Annotated in this window: 18 protein-coding genes; 6 read left to right on the top strand and 12 right to left on the bottom strand. The window is 56.8% G+C overall.

Annotation, left to right across the window (positions count from 1 at the left end; translation table 11 throughout):
• The first annotated feature begins 258 nt into the window (after window positions 1-258).
• Window positions 259-558, top strand: coding sequence for a helix-turn-helix transcriptional regulator (locus tag WC600_07295; protein MFA4902536.1), 300 nt, complete (start codon window positions 259-261; stop codon window positions 556-558).
• Window positions 559-580: 22 nt separating this feature from the next.
• On the opposite strand, the gene WC600_07290 is transcribed toward WC600_07295, so the two are convergent.
• From WC600_07290 to lexA, 5 genes are all read right to left on the bottom strand, one after another.
• Complete coding sequence (locus tag WC600_07290) at window positions 581-3,226, bottom strand: DNA polymerase domain-containing protein (protein MFA4902535.1); 2,646 nt, start codon at window positions 3,224-3,226, stop codon at window positions 581-583.
• Window positions 3,227-3,289: 63 nt separating this feature from the next.
• On the bottom strand, window positions 3,290-3,565 hold the full coding sequence (locus WC600_07285; protein MFA4902534.1) for a hypothetical protein: 276 nt from the start codon (window positions 3,563-3,565) through the stop codon (window positions 3,290-3,292).
• 353 nt (window positions 3,566-3,918) lie between these two features.
• Window positions 3,919-4,107 carry a hypothetical protein gene (locus WC600_07280; GenBank protein MFA4902533.1) on the bottom strand — a complete coding sequence of 63 codons (189 nt, stop codon included), beginning with the start codon at window positions 4,105-4,107 and terminating at the stop codon, window positions 3,919-3,921.
• Between the two features lies 1 nt (window position 4,108).
• Window positions 4,109-4,744 carry a hypothetical protein gene (locus WC600_07275; GenBank protein ID MFA4902532.1) on the bottom strand — a complete coding sequence of 212 codons (636 nt, stop codon included), beginning with the start codon at window positions 4,742-4,744 and terminating at the stop codon, window positions 4,109-4,111.
• Entirely contained in the window at window positions 4,741-5,364 is a 624-nt protein-coding gene (gene lexA / locus WC600_07270; protein MFA4902531.1) for a transcriptional repressor LexA, read from the bottom strand. The genes WC600_07275 and lexA overlap by 4 nt, the downstream gene beginning before the upstream one ends.
• Window positions 5,365-5,540: 176 nt before the next feature.
• On the opposite strand from lexA, the gene WC600_07265 reads away from it, so the two are divergent.
• Both WC600_07265 and WC600_07260 read left to right on the top strand, forming a co-directional pair.
• Complete coding sequence (locus WC600_07265) at window positions 5,541-6,203, top strand: rhodanese-like domain-containing protein (protein ID MFA4902530.1); 663 nt, start codon at window positions 5,541-5,543, stop codon at window positions 6,201-6,203.
• Window positions 6,204-6,310: 107 nt separating this feature from the next.
• A complete protein-coding gene (locus WC600_07260; GenBank protein MFA4902529.1) occupies window positions 6,311-7,477 on the top strand; it encodes a pyridoxal phosphate-dependent aminotransferase in 1,167 nt (388 codons plus the stop codon).
• Window positions 7,478-7,791: 314 nt separating this feature from the next.
• Here WC600_07260 and WC600_07255 read toward each other — a convergent pair whose 3' ends face one another.
• From WC600_07255 to WC600_07225, 7 genes are all read right to left on the bottom strand, one after another.
• On the bottom strand, window positions 7,792-8,124 hold the full coding sequence (locus WC600_07255; GenBank protein ID MFA4902528.1) for a Rho termination factor N-terminal domain-containing protein: 333 nt from the start codon (window positions 8,122-8,124) through the stop codon (window positions 7,792-7,794).
• 191 nt (window positions 8,125-8,315) lie between these two features.
• On the bottom strand, window positions 8,316-9,101 hold the full coding sequence (locus WC600_07250; protein MFA4902527.1) for a slipin family protein: 786 nt from the start codon (window positions 9,099-9,101) through the stop codon (window positions 8,316-8,318).
• A 35-nt stretch (window positions 9,102-9,136) separates the two neighbouring features.
• Entirely contained in the window at window positions 9,137-10,444 is a 1,308-nt protein-coding gene (locus tag WC600_07245) for a nodulation protein NfeD (GenBank protein ID MFA4902526.1), read from the bottom strand.
• On the bottom strand, window positions 10,431-11,135 hold the full coding sequence (locus tag WC600_07240) for a uracil-DNA glycosylase (protein MFA4902525.1): 705 nt from the start codon (window positions 11,133-11,135) through the stop codon (window positions 10,431-10,433). The genes WC600_07245 and WC600_07240 overlap by 14 nt, the downstream gene beginning before the upstream one ends.
• Before the next feature lie 3 nt (window positions 11,136-11,138).
• Window positions 11,139-12,350, bottom strand: coding sequence for a bifunctional phosphopantothenoylcysteine decarboxylase/phosphopantothenate--cysteine ligase CoaBC (gene coaBC / locus WC600_07235; GenBank protein MFA4902524.1), 1,212 nt, complete (start codon window positions 12,348-12,350; stop codon window positions 11,139-11,141).
• A gap of 211 nt (window positions 12,351-12,561) precedes the next feature.
• Window positions 12,562-13,185: an MBL fold metallo-hydrolase gene (locus tag WC600_07230; GenBank protein MFA4902523.1), complete on the bottom strand. Its 624-nt coding sequence runs from the start codon at window positions 13,183-13,185 to the stop codon at window positions 12,562-12,564.
• Window positions 13,186-13,364: 179 nt separating this feature from the next.
• Window positions 13,365-14,009 carry a LysE family transporter gene (locus WC600_07225; GenBank protein ID MFA4902522.1) on the bottom strand — a complete coding sequence of 215 codons (645 nt, stop codon included), beginning with the start codon at window positions 14,007-14,009 and terminating at the stop codon, window positions 13,365-13,367.
• A 179-nt stretch (window positions 14,010-14,188) separates the two neighbouring features.
• On the opposite strand from WC600_07225, the gene WC600_07220 reads away from it, so the two are divergent.
• From WC600_07220 to murA, 3 genes are read left to right on the top strand one after another with little or no spacing between them, the layout of a single operon-like run.
• Window positions 14,189-15,073, top strand: coding sequence for a site-specific DNA-methyltransferase (locus tag WC600_07220; GenBank protein MFA4902521.1), 885 nt, complete (start codon window positions 14,189-14,191; stop codon window positions 15,071-15,073).
• A gap of 16 nt (window positions 15,074-15,089) precedes the next feature.
• Window positions 15,090-16,226 (top strand): PilZ domain-containing protein, encoded by a 1,137-nt coding sequence (locus WC600_07215; protein ID MFA4902520.1) that lies wholly within the window; start codon window positions 15,090-15,092, stop codon window positions 16,224-16,226.
• A gap of 15 nt (window positions 16,227-16,241) precedes the next feature.
• A complete protein-coding gene (murA, locus tag WC600_07210; GenBank protein MFA4902519.1) occupies window positions 16,242-17,549 on the top strand; it encodes a UDP-N-acetylglucosamine 1-carboxyvinyltransferase in 1,308 nt (435 codons plus the stop codon).
• The last annotated feature ends 58 nt before the right edge of the window (window positions 17,550-17,607 follow it).

The following is a 17,607-nucleotide window of genomic DNA, read 5'->3' as shown; positions in this document are numbered from 1 at the left end:
GCTATTTTTACTTCTATGGACGCAACTTGGTATAATCACCTTGATGCGGGAAATTGAAGTGGCCGGGCCGGTGCGGGGCAACTGGTCCAATTACGGTTCCTTGGGAAAAAACCGCCATCACTGCCACCTCAAGAAGGGGCATCCAACATATGTGGTCATTTGGGAAGTGTTGGATAAGTCTTCAAAAGTAGTGGAGGTTACTTATGCGGGCACTCACGAAAGAGCCCCATATTGATTCGGATGCCGTGGAGCTGAAGTTTGTGGGGCCGTCGGCAGGATGAGGCGATCCGGGCGTTGCAATCTTTGGGTTTTGTCAAACTGGGTGATTCGCTGCCGTGGCGTCAGGCGTTTCCTGAGTATGACAACAAAACTTTGCCTGGAGTGGTCTTGGCGGGAGCCAGGGGCAAAGAAGGAATTACCCAGAGGGAACTGGCCGGGCGGGTGGGCCTTCCCCAGAGGCACATTTCCGAAATTGAACGCGGCAAGCGTCCCATCGGCAAGGAAATGGCCAAGAAATTGGGGAAGGCTTTGCACCTTGATTATCGAGTGTTCCTCTAATGCCTTCCATCACGGTCTGTCATTAATGCTGGAATGGCAGAAGAATTTCTTCCACAGCGCGGTCCAGCAACTCCAGGTAAAGCTGGGTATCATACCCATCCAGGGTCTCTATGAATGGCGCGGCCTGGACACGGCACTCCTTGGGGCCTTTTTTCCCTTCCCGGTGCACATAGCGCACCTTTTCCCCCGGCTGGATGGGGATGCCGGCGGCTTCCAGTTGCCGGGCTGCCAGGGCAGTGGGGGTATCCACCTTGTATTCTTCCACCTTTTGGGACAGCACCCGGGTAATGACCAGGTCCTGAGGGTTAAGCCCACCTTCCCGGAGGCTCTGCCGAAAACCCTCGGCCATCTCCTCCAACTCCGGCTTAAGGCGCGCCAACTCCTCGGGGGTCACCGCCTCGGTCAGTTTTTGTAACATGGCCTCCTGGGCCCGGCGTACGAAGGGCGGGGTATCCCGCCGCCGGCAAGCCAGACCCCGCACCTTGAGCGACCCATCCTCAAAGACCCCGAAGTACCGTGTGGCGACCGGCCGGTTCGGGTCTTGCTTGGAAAACATGAAATAGATCCAGCGGTACACCCCCTCCAGGGCGAGCTTGACCCCGGTGGCCCCGGATACCTTGGCGCACAAGTCTTCCAGTTCAAGCTCATACCGGTTCGCCTTTAACGGGTCATTGGGGGTGTTCGTATGTTTTGTCGGGAAAACTTCAAATCCCCCTAAATCCCCCTTTTTCAAAGGGGGACTTTGAACCCCCCTTAGAAAAAGGGGGGCAGGGGGGATTTTCTTTTCGCGAAAATGAGACCTGGGTGATTCCTGAACGTCTGGCCGGCGCAGCACAGGCGAGACGCCTGTGCCACCTGTATCAGTCGGTCCCGGTTTCTGCACCCAGAGACAATCTGTAAGACCGTGAAGCACCGTGAAGCCGGCGTCCTCAAAAATCTCCTTGGCCGCGAGCAGCTTGTCCCGTCCATACGCGGTCACCGCCTCGTGGGCCTCGATCCGCCCGAACCTGGCGTTCTTGTACCCTAAATAGCCGAAGCAGGTGACCAGCATCCATTTCAGGGCGGTTTGCCGCTCCTTATACTGCGCCGCATCTTCGACCTGCACCTCTTTGGCTCGGGCCTTGAGTTGCTCCCGCAAGGCCAAAATCGGTCTTAAGGTTTTGGGCACCAGCCCTTCCCGCCGGTGACAGAGACGATAATCAGCCTCAGGAACGGGAGGGCAGGGGGAGGCCCAGGGGTTGTAGGGGCGGGTTTCAAACCCGCCCCTACGGGGTGAAGGGTGGGTCGGAGGGGTGGTGGCGCCGAGGTCTTTGCCGGGGGACTCCCGCTCCAGGAGCACCGCACGCTGTGCCCCTACCGAGTCAGCCCTGACATTTAAATGTAGCGCCGGCGCCCTCGCCGGCATCGGAACCGAAGGGGGCGGCGGTGTTACATTTTTACTGACCCCTAACCCCTGACTCCTGACCCTTGTTGCTCCCAAGCAACAGCTGCAGTTGACCGTCTCCGGAGAGATATTATGAATGGTCATAATAGTAGGGTACATGGAGGCGAAGTCCACTTCCGCCACGTGGGTGTGCAGGCCCGGCGGCGGCATGAAGGTCAGGCCGCCCTTGTCGATAGTGAGCAGTTCCCCTGCGGTTTTGAAGTGTTCGGGTTCGGCCTTGCGCCACGGGATGAGGATGCCGTCCGCCACGGCCCGAGCCAGTTGCATGGAGGTGATGAGCGTCCCGGGGCTGGAGCGCGCCGCCTGTTGCAAGGGCATCTGGCCGATGCGGGCGATCTGGATCAGTCCCTTCAGGCCCGACTCCCGGTAGTAGAAGGAGTTGCGCCGGTCCAGGTGCCAGCGGCCGTAGAAAGGGGCCGAGGAACCCTGGTAGACGATGCGGCCATAGGAAAAATAGCTGCGGCCGCCGCTAAAGCGCCGGGGGGCCGGGCGCACTTCCCGGTCCAGGGGCAGTGGTTCGTCATACTCCCGGCTCCAACGGGTGAGGGTGGGGATGATCTCTTCGTCGCCCCAGTCGCTTAACACCAGGTCCGGGTTCGCCCGCTTCAGCCACTGGGCCAACTCCCGCACCAGGCCGGGTCTATCCGGCGCTTCCAGTTCCAGGCTGCGGCCTTCCCACCCCACCGCCAGGCCGTTTCCCGCGCCCAATGGAATGAGCGGGTCCCGGGTGAGGCCCAGGGTAAGGGTGGCCAGGGGTGGCACGTCAAACTCCACTGCAAAAGGGTCCTCTTGGGCCTCAAGGTGGAGCACGCGCCCATCTTTGGCCTCCACCTCATACCAGGCGCAGGGCCAATAGCGGCGGACATAGAGATAGTAGGCGGCAATGTCTATGTCGCAGTTATAGCAGGCCACCTCGCCAGTTAATGCCCCCAGATACTTTCTCAATCGGGGCAGAAAGTCATAAGCCTTGACCTCCAGCGCCACTACCGGGATCTCACGGCCGGTCCACAAATCCTGGCCTTGGGACGGATAGGCCCGGCGCAGCCATCCTCGCTGCCCCAAACCCCGGGCCAGGGACCGAAGCCGCGCCTGGGGTCCCCCAAGATAGAGGCAATAGGGGAAGTCATCCTCCAGCCGCAGCCGCTCCCCAGAGCAGGTGATGAACCACAATACCATGCGGTCGCGCAACGGATAGAGATCAAAAAGCCAGCCAAGGGTTTTCATGGTATGGGGAAAAGGTTAGGTTTGGGGAAAGGGAAGCTGTAGGGGCGACCCGCCGGGTCGCCCCTACGTCCTGACGCCGCTTTCTGGCTCTTCCAGACTGTGGAGACGTCTCTCTAAGGAGCTCAAGGCCTTCTGGTGTTCCAGGAGCATAGACAGAAGGATGGATTCCAGGGGCCAGGGGTTGGAGGCGTACACGCCGGCCTGGAGGTGCAGGCGGGCCAGCTCAAAGAGCCGGTCCAGGTGGACCTGGTCCTCTTTGCGCAGCGCCCGGCGGAATTTGAGCCAGCGGCTGCGCTCCTCTTCCCACACGTGGCTATAAGGTAAAACCGTGCGTCCCATAAATACAGTTACCAGTTGCCAGCGGTCAGTGGTCAGTAGTCAGTGGTGGCACAGGCTTTCCAGCCTGTGCGGCAATCTACTTCCTTTGAAGCAGTTATAGCGTTTGCCAAAAGTTTTTTCCGTAATAGGAGATACTTTAACACCCCAAATCCCCCCTCACCCCCTTTGGTAAATTGGGGAACTATAAGGAATTACTTATAAAGTACCCCTTTGAAAAAGGGGGATTGAGGGGGATTTAAAAATTAGCCAGTGGCATAAATTTATGGCAAACGCTATAGATCAGCTGTTAGCGAAACATCGGGCTTTTGCCTGTTCCCACTGCTCACTGTTGACTGCTAACTGCTTACTCCTTACTACCCCGCCATCAGCATGATCAAGGCGCTTACCATGATCAAAGCCACGATTCCCAAGAATTTCACGATTTCCAGGAGATAGGTCGTGGCGTCCTCCGGGATGGCGAGGGTCTGGCTCCATTGCTTAAGACGGGCCGTAAATTTCGGACCGGGATGCAGCTCCTGGTACGCGGGTAGAAATACGTCCATTTTAATGGTCTCCTCTTGGAGGCTGGTAGGGAGCGTGGCGCGCGTTTCCCGGCGTGTCCGGCGGCAGCACCGCCACAGCCGGCATAGTCCGGCGGGTTGCTCCGCTTACGTCTGCCTGGTTTCCTACCTCCACAAAGTAGTCAACCACCGGGGCCAGCAGCCGGCCGAAGTGTTGGTTATTGGCCGCCCGGGGCAGCCGCGGCTGCAGCAGTAAAAGCGCTGACTGGGTCTTGATCCGGTTTAAATGCTGCACCAAATCTTGGAAGAGGCGGCGGCGTTCGCTCAAAGGCACCTGTTCATCGTAGAACAGGCTCACCGGTCCTATGACCAGCACCAGGCTGCCGACTGCAAGCCTCGCCGGGAAAGTCTCTTCGAGCAGGCGCACCAGTTGGTGGGAAGTGAAGGCCCGGGCCACCCGCACCTGCGCAAGCACTTTTTGGGACGGAAGATGGTGGCGGGCCGCCTCCCGGACCAACCGGTAGGGATCGAAGCGGTTAGCCGCGTCCACTACCCATACCGGATTCCGGGCCACACCCCAGACGGCCGCGGCTGCAGCCAGGTGTCTCAGGTGCTCTCCCCAAAGCAGGATCCCCCGGCCCGGCTTCAGGGGTGCCAGGTAGCGGCTCAAGGCGTTCATCCGTGTCTTTTGCTCTCCAGGTTGCGGTACACGCCCACCACCTTGCCCAGGACCTGAACGTCCACGGCCTCATCCGCAGAATAGCGCAGCGGCGTGAAATCCGGGTTGTCGCCCTTGAGGACCAAACCTCCGGCCTCCTCGTACACCCTTTTTAAGGTGGCCTCGTCGTCCACCAGCACTACCGCGATCTCGCCCCGGGCCACCCGGGCCTGGACTCGAACCATCACCAAATCGTCGGGCAGGATTACCGGCGCCATGCTCTCTCCGGTGACCTTCAGGAGAAAGACTTCCTCGCCTCGCACCCAGGAACTGGGCAGGGGCAGGGTCTCCTCAACGTTCTCGCTGGCCAAAAGTGGCTGACCCGCAGCAATGCGGCCCAGAACCGGCACTTCCACCACCGGCCCCACGCTACGCATCGCCAGAGTCAGCCCCCGGGACACCCCCGGCTCCCGGTGGAGGTGGCCCTTGCGCTTCAGGGCCGCCAGGTGGTCCACGGCGGCCCGGGGCTGGATGCCGAAGGCGGCCGCCACCTCCCGCACCGTGGGGGGATACCCCTGGCGGGAGCAGAACTCTTCCACAAAGGTCAAAACGGACTGTTGTCGGTCGGTTAGCGGCTTCATGGTCGCAATGTACTATACAAAAGAATACTTGTCAAGAGAATAGTTTATGCCTGTATAGTGCGAAGAAACAGGGGGCGAAAAAATCAAAGGGGAGATCTAGGGAGAAGACGATTGACAATAATGAACTTTAGGGCATAAAATGTCACAATTTATTAAGCCAAAGGAGAGGACAACTTATGTTGAAAAAAGGTCGCTTGAGCATGTTGGCATTTCTGCTGCTTTTATCCTGGTCACTCCTCGCAGGGGCTCAGGGCGATAAGCCTGCGGCGGCTCCTCTTGCCGAAAAGCCCGTCGCACCGGCCGCCGAAGCCCAGAAAGCCCCGCCGGAGATTCCCAAGGATAAGCAAACCGCCCTGGGAATGTATCTCACCTCCAAGGAAGCCTACGACATGTGGCAAAAGGACCAGCAGGGTGTGAAGATCATCGATTGTCGGACCCCGGAAGAGTATGCCTTTATAGGGCATGCGCCCATGGCCGTGAATATTCCCAGTAAATTTATGGCCTATACCTGGGATGAAAAGAAAAAAGAGTACGCCATGAAACCCAATCCCAACTTCGTAAAAGAAGTTCAAAAGAGATTTGCCAAAGATGACACCATCTTGGTAATGTGCCGCTCCGGACAGCGCAGCGCCCCATCGGTGGATTTGTTGGCCAAGGCCGGATTTACCAAAGTTTATAACATCCACGACGGGTTTGAAGGCGATAAGATCAAAGATCCGAACAGCCCCAACAAGGGCAAACGCATGAAAGAAGGCTGGAGAATTTCCGGCCTACCCTGGACCTATGACCTCGACGTTAAGCTGATATATCTCCCCAAGGGCACGCCGAAAGCAAAGTGAGCCTCCTTATCATGTTCCTTCCTGGGGCGGAGCCCGACATGAGCCGGGCCTGCCCCAGATGTACTTCTCCTTGTCTTCCCGGCACCCTCCTGGTATGCTGAAAATTAATGAATGAAAAGACAGGCAGCGCCGTATCCCGCCGGGCCCGGGAGATCACTCCGTTTTTGGTGATGGATATCCTGGAGCGGGCTAAGGAGTTGGAGCGCCAGGGGGAAAAGGTCATCCACCTGGAGATCGGCGAACCGGATTACGATACCCCCGCGGTGGTCAAGGACGCGGCTTATCGGGCCATGGCCGCGGGCGAAACCCAGTACACGCACTCCCAGGGGCTCATCGAATTACGGGAGGCCCTGTGCCTGCACTACTGGGAGAAGTACCGGGTTCGGGTCACCCCCGAGCAATTCATCGTCACGTCGGGGACTTCCCCGGCCATGATCCTCATCTTCGGGGCCTTATTAGACCCGGGGGATGAAATGCTGCTCCCTAACCTGCATTACGCCTGCTACCCCAACATCTTAAAACTGGTGGACGCAGTGCCCCGCTATGTGCCGGTCAAGGAAGAAGACGGCTTCCAGTTGAACCCGGCGGAGTTGGGCCCCTATCTCACGCCCCGCACCAAGGCGGTGCTGGTCAACTCCCCCGGCAACCCCACCGGCACCCTGGCAAGCGCGACAAACTTGGCCCGCCTGGCGGAGTTGGGACCCATGGTCGTCTCCGACGAGATTTACCACGGCCTGGTGTACGAAGGCAAAGAGCACTCCATCCTGGAGTTCACCGACCGGGCCTTTGTGATCAACGGCTTTTCCAAGGTCTACGCTATGACCGGCTGGCGCCTGGGATACCTGGTGGCGCCGCCGGATTTCATCCGGCCCCTGCAAAAATTGATGCAGAATTTCTTTATTTCGGCCAACCCCTTTGTCCAACGGGCCGGGATTGCGGCCCTGACCCAGGCCGGAGACGAGATCGCGGCCATGCGGGCCGCCTATGACACCCGGCGGCGGTTCCTGCTGGCGGGGCTGGCCAAGTTGGGGTTTAAGATTCCCGTTCCGCCCACCGGGGCTTTTTATGTGTTCGTCAATGCCCGCCACCTCTCCACCGACTCCTATGCCCTGGCCTTTGATATCCTGGAAAAAGTCAAAGTCGGGGTCGCCCCGGGCATTGATTTCGGTCCCGGAGGCGAAGGCTTTCTGCGCTTCTCCTATGCCAATTCCCTGGATAACCTGCAGGAGGGCTTGAGCAGGCTGGAGGCCTATCTAGCCCAGCGCCGGCAGTAACTGATAGAGGTTTCTCCGGGACGTTTCCCCCAGCGAAAGGCCATTACAATTCATCTCCCAGGCCTCATACCAAGTTGCGCTCATACAGGTAATTTTGTTTTTGTAGGGGCGGACCTATGTGTCCGCCCTCATGGTGGCCGCACATGCAGGTACGATCCTACAAAACCGAAGCTATTTTTACTTCTATGGACGCAACTTGGTATAATTCATGTTAAGCAGTGCAGATTTAATCAAAACAATGCGGTTTAAGCCAGGCTTATGCTTGCCTTAAACCGCATCGTTTCCCTGTTAGGAGACTATCTCCTCAATCTGCCTTAGGCCGCTTTTCTCGTCCGCTTCTTCATGCGATTGGCGCGCTTTCGCAGGACATCGACCTTCTTGCGAGGTTCGCCACTAGCCTTGGCTTCCAGCTTCTTGGTGCGCATCTCCCCGGCTTTCACCTTCAGATCCCGCATACTGACCTTCTCGGTAACCTTACCCTCATCTTTGATGCCCTTCACCTCTTTGATGGCGACCAGCAGTTCTTCTTTGTTCATGCCGTGCACGCCGCTGATCTCACCCATATCCAGAGCGTACTTGCGCAGCTCGGTGGCGGTCATCTTATCTAAGGGTTTTTCCTTTTTCTCTTTACGTTCCTTCTTAGCCATAGTTTCTCTCCTGTGGTATTGCCTGGCGGAAGCGGGGTTACCCCACCCCTACCCTCTTCTCTTTTTTTCGAGCTTGGCCTATCAGCACCCCTTGAGGCATCCTTACCCGTTAACCGGGTGATGAGGCGCACCGTTTAATTTATCGGTATTTCACCGATTTCTCAACCCCAAAGGCCATTGTTCTGCCCTTTTTACCCTTTTTCGGCCTCATCCAACTTATCCATCCGCTGCGCCATCTTGATGAAAGGGGTGATGAGGTCGATGGGAATGGGGAAGAGCGTCGTGGAGTTCTTCTCCGCGGCAATCTCCCGCAGGGTTTGGAGGTAGCGGAGTTGCAGAGACATGGGCTCGGTAGCCAGCACCTTGGCGGCATCAGCCATCTTCGCGGCGGCCTGGAACTCACCTTCGGCGTTGATGACCTTGGCCCGCCGTTCCCGTTCGGCCTCCGCCTGCTTGGCGATGGCCCGCTGCATCTCAATGGGCAGGTCGATGGAACGTACCTCCACCAGCGTCACCTTGATGCCCCAAGGTTCCGTTTGATTATCCAGGATTTCTGCCAACTGGGCGTTGACCTTCTCCCGTTCCGCCAGCAGATCGTCCAGTTCCATCTGGCCGCAGACGCTCCGTAAGGTGGTTTGCGACAGCCGCTGGGTGGCGGTGAGGTAATTCTGCACTTCGATTATGGCCTTCATCGGATCGATCACCCGGAAGTAAACCACAGCGTCCACTTTAACCGAAACATTATCCCGGGTAATGACGTCCTGGGAGGGAACATCAAAGGTCACCAGCTGCAGGTTGACCTTAACCAGTTGGTCCACCATGGGAATAAGGATGATGAGGCCCGGTCCCTTTGCCCGGTGCAAAGCCCGGCCCAGCCGGAAAACCACGCCGCGCTCGTATTCGTTGAGGACCTTGATGGCGCTCATCAGGAAAAAAAGGACCAGCACCGCTACCACAATGATATAAGTTGGTGGCATATTCGTCTCCTTTATGAAATTAAGAAATTACGAAATTATGAAATTTGTGGAGCCCGGCGGACCAGGAGCTTGAGATCCACTACTTGCAAGACTTCAACCGGTTCACCCTTAGCAACCGGCTCGGTGCTCTGAGCGTTCCAGTATTCACCGTGGACGTAGACCCGGCCCTCGGGATTCAGCGCCGTGTAGGCCACGCCCCGCTCCCCTACCATACCGGCGGTCCCGGACATAGAGCGCTGCAGGTGGCTGCGGAAGACAATCCCCGCCACCGCAATAAAAAACAACGATATGGTGACTACCGTGGGGATCAAAACTCCCCAGGATATGGCCATGTCTTCCCCCTCCCCTCCCCGAAACAGCATGATGCCGCCGAGAAAGAGCGACAGGACCCCGGCGACAGATAACAAACCGTAGCTGGTGATTTTAATTTCCAGAATGAAGAACACAAAGGCCAGCAAGATCAAGAGGACGCCGATATAGTTGATGGGCAGGGTCTGGAAGGCGTAAAAGGCCAGGAGCAGGCAGATGGAGCCAACCACCCCGGGGAGCACCATCCCTGGGTTGGTCATCTCGAAGTAGAGCCCCGCCAGCCCGATCATCATCAGGATAAAGGCGATATTGGGGTCGGCGATGTGCTTCAAGAGACGGAAGCGCAGGCCCTCGGTAATTTCCCGGACCGGCGCCCCAACGGTGTGCAGGACCAGTTGCTTCCCTCCCACTTCCACCTGCTGGCCATTGATCTTGGTCAACAGGTCCTCCAGGTTGTTGGCCATGAGGTCCACGACCTTGAGCTTCACGGCTTCGTTGGCAGGGATGGAAACGCTCTGGCGCACGGCCTTTTCTAGCCAATCGGCGTTACGGCCCCGTTGTGCTGCCAGAGAGCGTCCCAACGCCACCATGTCGTTGAGCACTTTCTGCTCCATGGTCTTGTCCAGCTTGCCCATGCCGACGGAAACCGGATGAGCCGCGCCGATATTGGTGCCCGGCGCCATGGCGGCCACATCCGCCGCCATCGTCACAAAGACCCCGGCGGAGGCGGCCCGGGCTCCTCGCGGATAAACATAGACAATGACCGGAACTTTGGCATTGCTGATGGCCTGAACGATCTGCCGCATGGAAGAATCCAACCCGCCAGGGGTGTCCAACTCGATCACCAAGGCTTCGGCGTTTTCGTGTTCTGCGGTGCGGATGCCTTCCACGATGAATTCCGCTAAACCCGGATTGACGGACCCCACCGCCTTCAGCACATATACCCCCCGGGGCGTAGTCGCGGCCGCGGCGGTCACCGCCAGCAACAACAGAGCCAAAAGCAGAAATCCAAAAACGGTATTAATCTTCTGCATGGGCCGCCAAATACTCCATGACCTGTTGCATATCTTCCCAGGTTTTGTGCCGCTCCTGGGGAAAACGCAGCAGATAAGAGGGATGAAACGTAGGCATCACCCGGATGTCATCGAACCGCTGCCAGCGCCCCCGCATTTTGGTCAGGGGCTCCTTGGTGCCCAACAAGGCCTGGGCCGCGATCCGCCCCAGCGTGACAATCACCTGGGGCCGAATGGCCTTGATCTGCTTTTTGAGAAATGGCAGGCACGCAGTAATTTCATCGGCTTCCGGGTCCCGGTTGCCCGGCGGCCGGCTCTTCAGAACATTGGCGATATAAACTTCTTCCCGGCTCAACCCCAGCTTACTGAGAAGATTGTTGAGCAGCTTGCCCGCCGCGCCCACAAAGGGCAACCCTTGCTGATCTTCATCGGCCCCCGGGGCCTCGCCCACGAACATCAAGCGGGCCTGGGCGGCGCCGTCGCCGAAAACCAGGTTGGTGCGCCCGCCGTAAAGCTTGCACCGCCGGCAGTCGCCCATTTCCGCTCGGATTTCCGCCAGGGTCTGGATCTGCTCCTCCGGTTGAGCCAAAACTTCAGGTCGAGGTTCAACCGCTGCCGGCAACCCGCGCCAGCCCTGCCGCCGTTGATAGCGCAGCCAGCCGGACAGGCTGTCTATCAGTTCCTTAAGTTCCAGGACCGGGTCTTCAGACATTTTTTATAATCCCCGGCCCCGAGTCTTCAAAAGCTCGATCACCCGGTCCAGGATTCTTACCGCCACTTCTTCTTTGCTCATGAGCGGCAGTACCAATGGCTCACCCGTTGCGGCTATTATCGTGACTTCGTTGGTATCTACCTGGAACCCGGAATCCGGGCGGTTCACATCGTTGGCCACTATGAGGTCCAGGTGTTTTTCCCGCATCTTGCGGCGGGCCTCGGCCTCCAGATCATGGGTCTCCGCCGCGAACCCCACCACGATCTGCCGGGTTTTGGACAAAGCTACGTGCTTCAGAATATCAGGGTTCTGGGTAAGATGAAACTGCATCTCCTCCTGGACGCCCCGCTTGATCTTCCGGATTTCGGCCTGAGTAGGACGATAATCTCCCACTGCCGCGGCCATTAACAAGACGTCTGTCTCTGGAAAATGCTCGTTCACCGCGCTGAGCATATCCAGGGCCGAGCGCACCGGCACCCGAACCACCCCATAGGGCGTGGGAAGGCTGGTAGGACCGCTCACCAGGATGACGTCCGCACCCCGGCGCCAGGCCACCTTCGCCAACGCGTACCCCTGCTTGCCACTGGAGCGGTTGGTCAAAAACCGCACCGGGTCGAAGTCTTCATGAGTGGGCCCCGCGGTGACCAAGACCCTCCGCCCCACCAAATCCGGCGCACTAAGCAGGCGGGCGCAGGCCTCTACGATAAGGTCCGGCTCCGGCAAGCGGCCCAACCCCACCGCGCCGCAGGCCAGGGGGCCGGCACAGGGGTCCATCACCATCAAGCCCCGCCCTTTCAACCTGGCCAGGTTTTCCTGCACCACCCGGTTGGCCCACATCTCAACGTTCATGGCCGGGCAAAGCAGCACCGGCTTGGTGGCCGCCAGCATGATGGTGGTGAGCAGATCGTCTCCGATCCCCGCGGCCAGCTTGCCGATGAGATTGGCGGTGGCCGGCGCCACCACAATGGCATCCACCTCCTGCCCCAGGGCCACGTGCTCCAAGGGGTCGCTCCCCGGCCCGAACATGGCCGTGGCCACCTTCTGACCGGTCAAGGCCTGAAAGGTCAACGGACCCACAAACTCCTGCGCGGCCTTGGTCATCACCACCTTGACCTCAGACCCGCAACCGATGAGCCGCCGGGCCACCTCCGCGGCCTTGTACGCGGCGATACCGCCGGTCACCCCTAATAAGATGCGTTTGCCTGTGAAAACCATAGGAGCTTTCTCAAGAATGGAAGAAAAGGCGAAAGGGTTAAAAGAATTGCTTGCTCCGATTTCTGATATGAAAAGTTTGGTGGCACAGGTTTTCAACCTGTGCAGCGCAGGCTGAAGCTGCGGCTACCAAACTAACTTTTCATCATTTACGGATGAGCCAGCGGCTCATGAGCGACTTACCTCTTTGCCTTTTTCCCTTTTCCCCCATCCTTTAAAAAAACGGATTATACTTCCGTTCCTGGGCCACGGTGGTTACGGGACCATGGCCGGGGTAGACGCTATAGTTATCTCCCAAAGGGAAGATCTTGGTTTTGACCGCATTAATCAGGGCGTCGTAGCTGCCGCCGGGGAAGTCCGTGCGGCCGATGGAGCCGGCAAAGAGCAGGTCGCCCACATAAACGTACGTGTGGTCTTCCAGCACCAGGCTGATGCCCCCCGGGGTATGTCCCGGCGTATGCAGGACCTTCAGCCGGTATTGGCCGAAGGTGAGAATGTCGTTTTCTTTCAGTAGGATATCCGCCTGGGACGTACGCAGACGGTTGCCGGTAAAGAACATGGCCTCCGCTGAGGGTTTATCCAGCATCTGGGCATCGGCTTCGTGGATGGCGATCTTGGCCCCTGTGGCGGCTTTCAAAGGCTGGTTGGCGTCCACATGGTCAAAATGACCATGGGTGTCAATGATCAGTTTCAGTTGGAATTTATTATGGTTCAAAACCTCGAGAATCTCGTCCTCGTCGCCCCCCGGATCGATGACCACGGCTTCCTTGGTCACCTCATCGCCCAGGATATAACAGTTCACTTCCAATAACCCTACGGTCAGTCCCTTTTGAATCATGTATGATAGCTCCCTGTAGGGGCACACCTGCGTGTGCGCCCTCAAACCAGGCGGACACCAATAACATTTGCCAAAAGGTCCTTCCTCTTATCCCCTCTCCCCCCAGCGGGGGGAGAGGGTTAGGGTGAGGGGGGAGAAAGAATACCTCTTGGCAACGAGTATAGGTCCGTCCCTTGATTTCAAGAATTTAGCAGAAAATTCACTCCCTGAATACCGAAGTAGCCTCCGAACCCGATGAGAAAAACCGCGCACCCGGCCAGAAAACCGCGGTAGACCCGGTCCGAGATAAAGCGGCGGCCTTGGGCCACCGCGCCGGATACCAGGGTGTACCAGGCGAAGTCGGCCAGGATGTGGCCGATGAAGAACAGCGCCACCCCCAGCAGACCGTATTTCATGGAAAACATGACATAGCCCAGCCCGATGGTGAGCCACCAGATGAGCCAGTAAGGATTGGCGGCGCTCATGAGCACCCCGGCCACGACCGGATTGAGCCCGGAGGCCTCATGCGGGTCGAACTCCAGGCGGCTGTGGCGAGAGGCCTTGAAGAGCCCCAGGCCCATCCAGGCCAGCATAACCGCGCCCACCAGACCCACCAGACCCAGGATCAGCGGGCGATGCAGCCAGACACCCACCCCGGCCAGGAGCAACAGGACCAGGGCCAATTCTAACAAGGCATGGCCTAAAATGATCAGGGGACCGGCCCAAAATCCGCGCCGGGCCGCCTCCCCCACGGTCAGGGTCAACAGCGGCCCGGGCATCAAAGCCCCGGACAGCGCCACGATGAACGACGTGACCGGCACCCCAGCTAACAACCACCAATCCATAAGTTCCATTCCTTGCCTAAAGCACCGCAATGTTATATCCTACCATACAGGCCCGGGATAAACCATGGTAAAATCAGGGACATGGGGGCTTAAGCGACGCGCCGCCTCGGGTTTGAGGAGACGCTTGGCCAAGCCCATTGGCTGTAGCTCAATAATTCTTGCCTGAAATTATCTCATAGATGAAGAATAATCCCCCGAAAAAGAAGACCCGCACCAGCGCCTTTGGCACCTCGGGGAGAATATCCCACGATTCCTCAGCCTTCTATGCCGGCAAACTCTACTCCCAGGTGCCACAGGCCGCAACCGTGGATTATTTCGAAAATTCGGTGCCGAAGGAGTTCCAGAACAAAATCCTCCCCAAGTCTTCCGAGGACATGAGCGAACTGAAGGACCACAGCGTTCACCTTATGGTCACCTCACCGCCATATAACGTGGGGAAAGATTATGACGAGAACCTTACATTAGAAGAGTATCTCGAATTTCTGAATAGGGTTTGGCGTGAAGTTTACCGGGTCTTGGTCCCAGGCGGAAGAGCATGCATCAACATCGCCAATTTGGGCCGTAAGCCTTATATCCCCTTACACGCTTATATTATTCAGGGCATGGTGGATATCGGCTTTCTCATGCGGGGGGAAATCATCTGGAACAAAGCCGCCAGCGCCAACAATTCAACTGCATGGGGCAGTTGGCGCTCTCCATCTAATCCGACGCTAAGGGATGTACATGAATATATTTTAGTTTTTTCTAAAGGCACCTTCGCCCGTAAAAATCCCACAAAAAGACGAGTCACCATCTCCCGAGACGAATTTCTGGAATTTACCAAAAGCATCTGGACCTTCTCGGCGGCCTCGGCTAAAAGCATCGGCCATCCAGCCCCATTCCCGATAGACCTTCCATATCGACTAATTCAACTTTATACCTATAAAGGCGAAGTTGTGTTGGACCCCTTTATGGGAAGTGGCCAGACTGCAATTGCTTCAATCCAAAGTAATAGACAATATGTAGGTTACGAAGTTCATGAGAAATATATCCGTATAGCACAAAAAAGGATGATTAAAGAATAACTAAGAGGGGCCGCCAATGGCAGCAAAATTCGTTGACGCACTAAAGGGTTATGAGTATTTTTTAGAAAATCGCGGTAAAACATCGCTCGATAGTGTAAATCATTTTTTAAAGAGCAAAGACCGAAGCCCAATAAGCCAAAGAACATATAGCCATTATAAAAAGCTTATTAAACGTGGAATTATGTCTTATGTTCCTATCAATCAATTTGATGTAGATATTACTCTGGGTAGACTCCAGATGGCAACAGATAGAAGACGTTACCCCAGAGAAATCGTTCATTTTGACGCTTGGGTTTCTTCAGACGGAACCGAATGGATTAAGGCTAAAGTTATTAATAAGTCAGTAGTCGGTTTCGGTTTAGATACCGAAAATTCGTTCCCTTTTAAACTTAAAAGCTTAATTTGGGTTCGTATTGACAATTATAATGATATTCCTGGGTTCTTGGTTTGGAAACGTCGCGAAGAAAACGGAACGCGGTTTGGGTTCCGAGCGCTAGAATTTATTGTTAAGTATCAGACTTCTGAAGAGATTATGCTCATCGATAGACTCAAAGGTCAATTATTTGTAAGAAAAACGTCAGGGGCTATCATTTCTTGGCAAGAATTATTAAGAATAATGGCTAAAATAGATGAAATGATCGGTGCATCTTCTGACCTCTTAGATACTCTTGCAAAAGTAAGCGATTTAGATCTCAAGATTACAAAACCAGTGCTGTCGTCAATTAAATTCAGCTCACCTGGACAAGTTGTAATAAATATAGATATCGCCTTAGCCTTTTTAATTCTTGGGTTATTAAAAACAATTCAGCTTTGGAGGCCTATGATAAACCGGTTTAAGGAAGTCACTAGAACCATTGAACTGAAAAATGATATTCTTGAGATCGAAAAAGCCCGAAAAATAATAAAATTAACCAAAGAGACTAATGATTCTAATATTAATAAGCAGATAGTGGATAACCTTTCTCCGTTTATAAAACGAGCTTTAAACAATGAAAATTTACCTTCTAATATGTTTGAGCCAAACAGTCCAGAAAATGGCATACTTAATTCGCGCCTCATACCGGCTGCATTGGATTTGGCAATTGGCGATGACCCAGTAGATATAAAAGTTAAGGCAGAAGAAAGTCTTTCTGAAAAATCCTCCAAAAAATAAAACGTAATCCTTTAAATAACATCTCAGGAGAAATTCGAAATAGATAAAATCGTCATCGAAGGCGGAATCCCCCTTTCCGGGGAAGTTGAGATCAGCGGCGCCAAAAACGCCGCACTGCCCATTATTGCCGCGACGCTGCTGGCCCCGGGGGAGCACCGGCTCTATAACGTGCCGCCCCTGGCGGACATCCGCACCATCAAGCGGCTCCTGGCCAACATGGGAGTCAGTTTTAAGGATGGGGAACCGGAAGCGTGCGAGTGCGGCCGCCCAGGTCCGCCGCTCTTGGTAAACAGCGGCGACCTGACCAGCTTCGAGGCCCCCTATGAGTTGGTCAAGACCATGCGGGCCGCGGTTCTGGTCCTGGGGCCGCTTTTGGCCCGGGCCCGCCAGGCCCGGGTGTCACTCCCCGGCGGCTGCGCCATCGGCGCCCGGCCCATCAATCTCCACCTCAAGGGCCTGGAGGCCATGGGGGTGAAGATCAACCTGGCCCAAGGTTACGTCGAGGCCAATGCCAAGCGCTTGCAGGGCGCGGAAATCTATTTCGAGACCCCCACGGTCACCGGCACGGAAAACCTGATGATGGCCGCCACTCTGGCCAAGGGCACCACCGTACTGAAAAACGCCGCGTTGGAGCCCGAGGTCGGGGATCTGGCCCGGTTTCTTCTCGCCATGGGAGCCGAAATCGAGGGCATCGACACCGACGTCCTCACCATCCACGGGGTCAAGGAACTAAAGCCCGCGTCATATAGCATCATGACCGACCGCATCGAGGCCGGCACCTACATGGCGGCCGCGGCCTTGACCCGTGGCGAGGTCACCCTGGTGAACGCCCCCATCCCGCATCTCACCGCCATCATGGGAAAATTCACCGAAGCCGGCGTGCGCCTCACCGCGGAGGCCGGACGCATCACCGTCCACCCCGGCGGCACCCTCACCTCCGTCGATATCCGCACCCATCCCTATCCCGGCTTTGCCACGGATATGCAGGCCCAGTTCATGGCCCTCATGTCCCTGGCCAAGGGAGCCAGCGTCATCACCGAGACCATCTTCGAAAATCGCTTCATGCACGTCAGCGAACTCAAGCGCCTGGGCGCCGACATCACCGTGAACGGCAACCTGGCGGTGGTCCGGGGCTGTAAACATCTCCAGGGCGCGCCGGTCATGGCCACAGACTTGCGCGCCAGCGCCTCTCTGGTCATCGCCGGCCTGGCCGCGGCGGGCACTACCGAAATCCTCCGGGTCTACCACCTGGACCGGGGCTACGCTCGCCTGGTGGAAAAACTCTCAGCCCTGGGAGCGCGGATCAGGCGAATGCCGCAGTAGTCTTGGGAGAGGAGGCGAGGGGCGGACAGCCCCTCCCCCCTCTCCCAAACCCTCTCCC

The organism is Desulfobaccales bacterium (assembly GCA_041648175.1).
In the GTDB taxonomy this organism is placed as follows: Bacteria; Desulfobacterota; Desulfobaccia; order Desulfobaccales; family 0-14-0-80-60-11; genus 0-14-0-80-60-11.
Note: the sequence above shows the minus strand (reverse complement) of the source record. Positions and strands in the feature narration are given on the sequence as shown.